This window comes from uncultured Acinetobacter sp. (assembly GCF_947626835.1).
In the GTDB taxonomy this organism is placed as follows: domain Bacteria; phylum Pseudomonadota; class Gammaproteobacteria; order Pseudomonadales; family Moraxellaceae; genus Acinetobacter.
Window position 1 is genome coordinate 22,586 of the sequence record NZ_CANQTS010000029.1, and the last position, 6,424, is coordinate 29,009.

The 6,424-nt window shown below is 42.5% G+C and carries 6 protein-coding genes; 5 read left to right on the forward strand and 1 reads right to left on the reverse strand.

What is annotated here, in order from left to right:
* Nucleotides 1–6: 6 nt before the first annotated feature.
* Nucleotides 7–1,236: a beta-ketoacyl synthase N-terminal-like domain-containing protein gene (locus Q0Z55_RS10365; RefSeq protein WP_297428080.1), complete on the reverse strand. Its 1,230-nt coding sequence runs from the start codon at nucleotides 1,234–1,236 to the stop codon at nucleotides 7–9.
* A gap of 258 nt (nucleotides 1,237–1,494) precedes the next feature.
* Here Q0Z55_RS10365 and Q0Z55_RS10370 point away from each other — a divergent pair, with 258 nt between their 5' ends.
* The 5 genes from Q0Z55_RS10370 to Q0Z55_RS10390 form a co-directional block, all read left to right on the forward strand.
* Nucleotides 1,495–2,748: an EcsC family protein gene (locus Q0Z55_RS10370; RefSeq protein ID WP_297428083.1), complete on the forward strand. Its 1,254-nt coding sequence runs from the start codon at nucleotides 1,495–1,497 to the stop codon at nucleotides 2,746–2,748.
* Between the two features lie 202 nt (nucleotides 2,749–2,950).
* Nucleotides 2,951–3,325, forward strand: a complete 375-nt coding sequence (gene rpsL, locus Q0Z55_RS10375) for a 30S ribosomal protein S12 (protein WP_002050319.1) — start codon at nucleotides 2,951–2,953, stop codon at nucleotides 3,323–3,325.
* Nucleotides 3,326–3,510: 185 nt separating this feature from the next.
* Nucleotides 3,511–3,981: a 30S ribosomal protein S7 gene (rpsG, locus tag Q0Z55_RS10380; protein ID WP_122902407.1), complete on the forward strand. Its 471-nt coding sequence runs from the start codon at nucleotides 3,511–3,513 to the stop codon at nucleotides 3,979–3,981.
* Between the two features lie 128 nt (nucleotides 3,982–4,109).
* On the forward strand, nucleotides 4,110–6,245 hold the full coding sequence (gene fusA, locus Q0Z55_RS10385) for an elongation factor G (protein ID WP_297428089.1): 2,136 nt from the start codon (nucleotides 4,110–4,112) through the stop codon (nucleotides 6,243–6,245).
* Between the two features lie 93 nt (nucleotides 6,246–6,338).
* Nucleotides 6,339–6,424 (forward strand): GTP-binding protein (locus Q0Z55_RS10390; RefSeq protein WP_001029592.1); only part of this gene is annotated, 86 nt, incomplete at its 3' end.

Below are 6,424 nucleotides of genomic sequence, written 5' to 3' on the forward strand. Positions count from 1 at the left end.
GGTGTATCAGCCTTCCCATTTTTTGAAAACAAGACAAGCGTTTACACCGCCAAAACCAAAACTGTTACTCATCACAGTATTCAATTTTGCGTCACGTTTTTCAAGCACGATATCAAATGGTTTTGCGCCTTCATCCAGTTCGGTCACGTTAATGTTTGGTGCAATAAAATCGTTTTGCATCATTAAAACTGAGTAAATTGCCTCATGTACGCCTGCAGCACCTAAGCTATGACCGGTCATTGACTTGGTTGAGCTGAGCGGTGGTACTTGACCTGCACCAAAAGCACGTTCCATTGCAAGGAGTTCAGTGATGTCACCTGCAGGGGTTGATGTACCGTGTGTATTCACATAGTCAATTTTATCTATGCCATGCGCTTTTGCTTCTTCTAATGCCATCAGTACACAACGTGTTGCACCTTCACCACTTGGTGCAACCATGTCTGCGCCATCAGCGTTGGCGGCATAACCCACCACTTCTGCTAAAATATTTGCGCCACGTGCTTGAGCATGTTCGAGTGATTCAAGCACCACAAAACCGCCACCGCCTGCAATTACAAAACCATCACGGTCTGCTGAATATGGGCGTGATGCTGTTTCTGGGGTTTCATTGTATTTAGAACATAAAGCGCCCATTGCATCAAACAATAAGCTTTGTGACCAATGGTCTTCTTCACCACCACCGGCTAACATTAAATCTTGTTTGCCAAGTTGAATCATGTTGTAAGCATAACCAATGGCGTCAGCTGAGGTTGCACATGCGCTGGTAATGGTATGCGAGATGCCTTGTAATTTAAATGCCACACCTACGTTTGCCGTAATGGTGTTGGTCATATTACGTGGTACAAAGAAAGGTCCAACTTTACGCGCACCTTTGCTTTGTAAAAGCTCATTCATTTCAATCACAGATGCAGTTGAACCACCACCTGAACCACCTGCAATACCGTAGCGTGGATTACCAGCTAAATCTTCTGCTTTAAGACCTGCATGTTCAACCGCAGCAACTGCTGAGTTGTAGGCGTACATGGCACATACACCCATGAAGCGTTTTAATTTACGGTCGATGTTGTCAAAATCTTGTGCTGCTGCGGCACTGACATGACTTTTAAAGTTAAGATCTGCGTAAGTTTGGTTAAAACGTGTGCCAGAAACTCCGTTCTGTAACGAATGTAAGACATCGTCTAATGTATTGCCGATGCATGAATTGATGCCCATACCAGTGATTACAACACGTTTCATCTACAGTTCCTTTATATCGTGATTTTGTGAAGTATAACGCGCACAAAATGCTGCATACTTATGTTTTTCAATGCATTCATAATAGCAGAAAGATTTTTGATTTCTTATGGCAAATCCTATGCCTGTTGATCAGTGTTTTGTTTTATAGTCAAATTGTGGTCAATTTAACCAAAAGATACATAATCAAGTTGAGATAAACCTAGACAGCACCTAGTATTTAGCCAGAAAGTTCAAATTTACACGAAGGGGTAAATCAACGTGAACAGTAAAAATAATCAAGTCGATGGATTGTTGCAAAATGCACTTGGGGTGGCTAAAAAGCTCAGCAGCTCAAGTCTAGATGCACTAAATAAAGTGGCACAAAATCAGAAAAAATCTCAAAACTCAATGCAACTGCCTGAACAAAATGATCAAATGCCAAATCTGTCGCAACAATTGCTTGGGCGTCATTATCATACCGTCAATAAAGTCACCGGTTTTATTGCTCCAGATTTAACCGATAAATTTTCAGATTATGTCTTTGAACAACTCAATTATTTAAGTTCAAATTTAGCTTCAGTCGATCGAATTTTAGATGAAGCAGGGGTGCAAGATTTAGAGCAACTCACTCAAGATATTGATCGCTCCAAACGCATTAGCGATGTGTTGGCTGCACAAAATAAATGGCTGGCCTCCGCTCAAGGTGCACTCAGTGGTGCCACAGGTGTGATTGGCTCGGCTGTGGATGTGCCTGCATCGTTTATTTTGTCATTGCGCAGTATTTACCAAATTGGACGTGCCTATGGTTTTGAGCTGACTCAAGATGCAGAAAAAGACATGGTGCAGTTTATTTTTAAACATATTGATTTAAACTTAATGGTGCAAAAGCAAACTTTGCTCATGGCCATCAAAGCATTATCAAACTCGATTGAAAAGCATGATTTAAACGTTTTACAGCAATTACTCGGCACCAACCAAGATGCCAATGCTTTAAAACAGTGGCTCAAAGATGAACAAGGTGAAGCCAAATTTGATTGGCTGAATCATCTGCCCAAATTGAGTGTGCTCAGTAAATTCACACCGCTTGCCAGTGCTTCCTTGAGTGCAGCGTATAGTTGGAAACTGTTAGAAGATGTCAATCAAAAAGCACAAGACATCTTTTCACACGCGCGTACTTATATGCAGCAGCATCAGGAATTAAATTTATCGCCGCTTGCAGCGTATGAAAAATCGCGTGCTTACTTTGCAGCTCAGCAGCAAGTGGGGGAATTACAGCTTGATCAAGAATTTAAACTTAAAGATCATGCCACCATTGCCAAAGTCGTGATTCAAAAAAAACATCAAGAGATGGAAACTGCACCAGAAGCACAAGATCAAGTTGAACATGGTTTAAAGCAGTTGGCAGACAAGATGGTCGAGCCGCATGAAATCAGCCAGCAGCAGCCGGCTTTATCATCTGCAGCGCCTGGTTTAGCACCTGATGAATTTAACCAAGAGCCAGAATCTACCGATCAGAATTTAAAGAATAGCTAAAATGAAGCTCAGCGCTTAGAGCAGCAAAGTCAGGCATAAGCCGCTGAAATAGGTTTAAGGCCAGTTTTTTGTATTTTTTTGTTGGTTAAGCGAGTTTGCTTGAATGGCTTATGTTGACCATTTGGCGATCTTATCTTACAATTATATGCCCTCAAAAAGTGGTACATTTTTTGGGGCTTTTTATTAACGGGAGAATTGCCAAATGGCAACAACAAATCAGTTGATCCGTAAGGGTCGTACAACTTTAGTTGAAAAATCTAAAGTTCCTGCGTTGAAGGCTTGTCCACAACGTCGTGGTGTTTGTACACGTGTTTACACAACTACACCTAAAAAACCTAACTCAGCAATGCGTAAAGTTTGCCGTGTTCGCTTAACTTCTGGTTTTGAAGTATCTAGCTACATCGGTGGTGAAGGCCATAACTTACAAGAGCACAGTGTTGTTCTTATCCGTGGTGGTCGTGTTAAAGACTTACCAGGTGTACGTTACCATACCGTTCGTGGTTCTTTAGACTGTGCTGGCGTGAAAGATCGTAACCAGTCACGTTCTAAATACGGTACTAAACGTCCTAAGAAGTAATTGATCTTTCGAGATTAATTTCTTAGTTCGTTAGAACTGCAATCCTTTATCGTCTCGCTTGTCTGATTTCTGCATTAATTTTGTGAAAATTCCAAGCGACGTGTAGTAAGGCCAGCTAAAGGTACATGACACTTTGTACATATGCTGGATAAACCTGAAGTGTCAATTTTATTAGGTGTATTAAAATGCCAAGACGTCGCGTAGTTGCTGCCCGTGAAATCCTTCCGGATCCTAAGTTCAGCAGCCAAACAATCGCTAAATTCATGAACCACGTAATGCAAGATGGTAAAAAATCTATTGCTGAAAGTATCGTTTACGGTGCTTTAGACCGCGTTCAAGAAAAATCTAAAGTAGACCCAGTTGAATTTTTCGAGACTACTCTTGAAAAAGTTCGTCCTATGGTCGAAGTTAAAGCACGCCGTGTTGGTGGTGCTACATACCAAGTTCCTATGGAAGTACGCCCATCCCGTCGTACTGCTCTAGCGATGCGTTGGTTAGTAGACGCTGCTGCTAAGCGTTCTGAAAAAACTATGGCTCTACGTCTTGCTGGTGAGTTGCTTGACGCAGCTGAAGGTAAAGGCGCTGCAGTTAAGAAACGTGATGATGTGCACCGTATGGCTGAAGCCAACAAAGCATTCTCTCACTACCGTTTCTAAGCTAATAAAACAGGCCTTAGTCAGGAATGTGGCAAATACGTCATTGTTTTGTCATCCAAGCGCTTTAAGCTGCATTGCAGCTTAAAGCGTCCTGTTTTAAACAACAAAATTTAGGAATGCTAGAAATCATGGCACGTCAAACCCCAATTTCTCGTTACCGTAACATTGGTATTTCAGCGCACATTGATGCTGGTAAAACAACGACTTCTGAACGTATTTTGTTCTACACAGGTGAGAGCCACAAGTTAGGTGAAACTCACGAAGGTTCAGCTACAACGGACTGGATGGAACAAGAACAAGAACGTGGTATTACCATTACTTCAGCAGCAGTAACATGCTTCTGGAAAGGCATGGGCAACCAGTTCGAACAACACCGTATTAACGTAATTGACACCCCGGGACACGTAGACTTCACAATCGAAGTTGAACGTTCTATGCGTGTTCTTGACGGTGCGTGCATGGTTTACTGTGCTGTTGGTGGTGTACAGCCGCAGTCTGAAACAGTATGGCGTCAAGCAAACAAATATAAAGTACCTCGTATTGCGTTCGTTAACAAAATGGACCGTACAGGCGCTAACTTCTTCCGCGCTGTTGAACAAGTTAAGACACGTCTTGGCGGTAACCCGGTGCCAATCGTTGTGCCAATTGGTGCAGAAGAAAACTTCCAAGGTGTTGTTGACCTAATCGAAATGAAAGCGATTATCTGGGACGAAGCGTCTCAAGGTATGAAGTTCGAATATGGCGAAATTCCTGCTGATTTAGTTGATACTGCTAACGAATGGCGTACTAACATGATCGAAGCTGCTGCAGAAGCATCAGAAGAGCTCATGGACAAGTACCTTGAAGAAGGCGAGTTAACTAAAGAAGAAATCGTGTTCGGTATCCGTTCACGTACATTGTTGAATGAAATTCAACCAATGCTTTGTGGTTCTGCGTTCAAAAACAAAGGTGTTCAACGTATGTTGGATGCTGTAATTGAATTCTTACCGGCGCCAACTGACGTTGAAGCAATCAAGGGTATCCTTGATGACAAAGCTGAAACTGAAGGTTCTCGTGAAGCATCTGACGAAGCTCCGTTCGCGGCACTTGCGTTCAAAATCATGAACGACAAATTCGTTGGTAACTTAACGTTCGTACGTGTTTACTCTGGTGTGCTTAAAGCAGGTAGCCCATGCTACAACCCAGTGAAAATGAAGCGTGAACGTGTTGGCCGTATCGTACAGATGCACGCAAATGACCGTCATGACATCGAAGAAATTCGTGCAGGCGACATCGCGGCATGTGTAGGTCTTAAAGACACGACTACTGGTGATACATTATGTGATGAAAACCACGTAATTACACTAGAGCGTATGGAATTCCCAGAGCCAGTAATTGCACTTGCAGTTGAACCTAAAACTAAAGCTGACCAAGAAAAAATGTCAGTTGCTTTAGGTCGCTTGGCGAAAGAAGATCCATCATTCCGCGTACGTACTGATGAAGAATCAGGTCAAACGATTATTGCTGGTATGGGTGAGCTTCACCTTGACATCATCGTTGACCGTATGAAGCGTGAATTCGGTGTTGAAGCGAACATTGGTAAACCAATGGTATCTTACCGCGAAACGATCAAAAAATCGGTTGAGCAAGAAGGTAAATTCGTACGTCAAACTGGTGGTAAAGGTAAATTCGGTCACGTATACGTACGTTTAGAGCCAATGGACCCTGAGTCAGAGAAAGAATACGAATTCGCTGAAGAAGTTGTAGGTGGTGTAGTACCTAAAGAATTCTTCGGTGCAGTAGACAAAGGTATTCAAGAACGTATGAAGAATGGTGTATTGGCTGGTTACCCTGTTGTGGGTATCAAAGCGACACTATTTGATGGTTCTTACCATGATGTCGACTCTGACGAATTATCGTTCAAAATGGCGGGTTCTTATGCCTTCCGTGATGGTTTCATGAAAGCAGATCCTATCTTGCTTGAACCTATCATGAAAGTTGAAGTAGAAACTCCTGAAGATTACATGGGCGATATCATGGGTGACTTAAACCGTCGTCGTGGTATGGTTCAAGGTATGGACGATCTTCCTGGTGGTACTAAAGCTATTCGTGCTGAAGTTCCACTTGCTGAGATGTTTGGTTACGCAACTCATATGCGTTCTATGTCTCAAGGTCGTGCGACTTATTCTATGGAATTCGCTAAATATGCTGAAACTCCACGTAACGTGGCTGAAGGCATCATTGCTAAATTCCAAGCTGGCGGTAAAAAAGGTGACGACGAGTAATCTTTCGATTACTATAGTGACCTAACTAATTAATAGTTAAATTCTAATGCTCATGCAGTGATCCTGCATGGGTAGCTTACAAAGGAAGATCTCATGGCTAAGGCTAAGTTTGAACGTAATAAGCCACACGTTAACGTGGGCACAATTGGTCACGTCGACCATGGTAAAACAACTTTAAC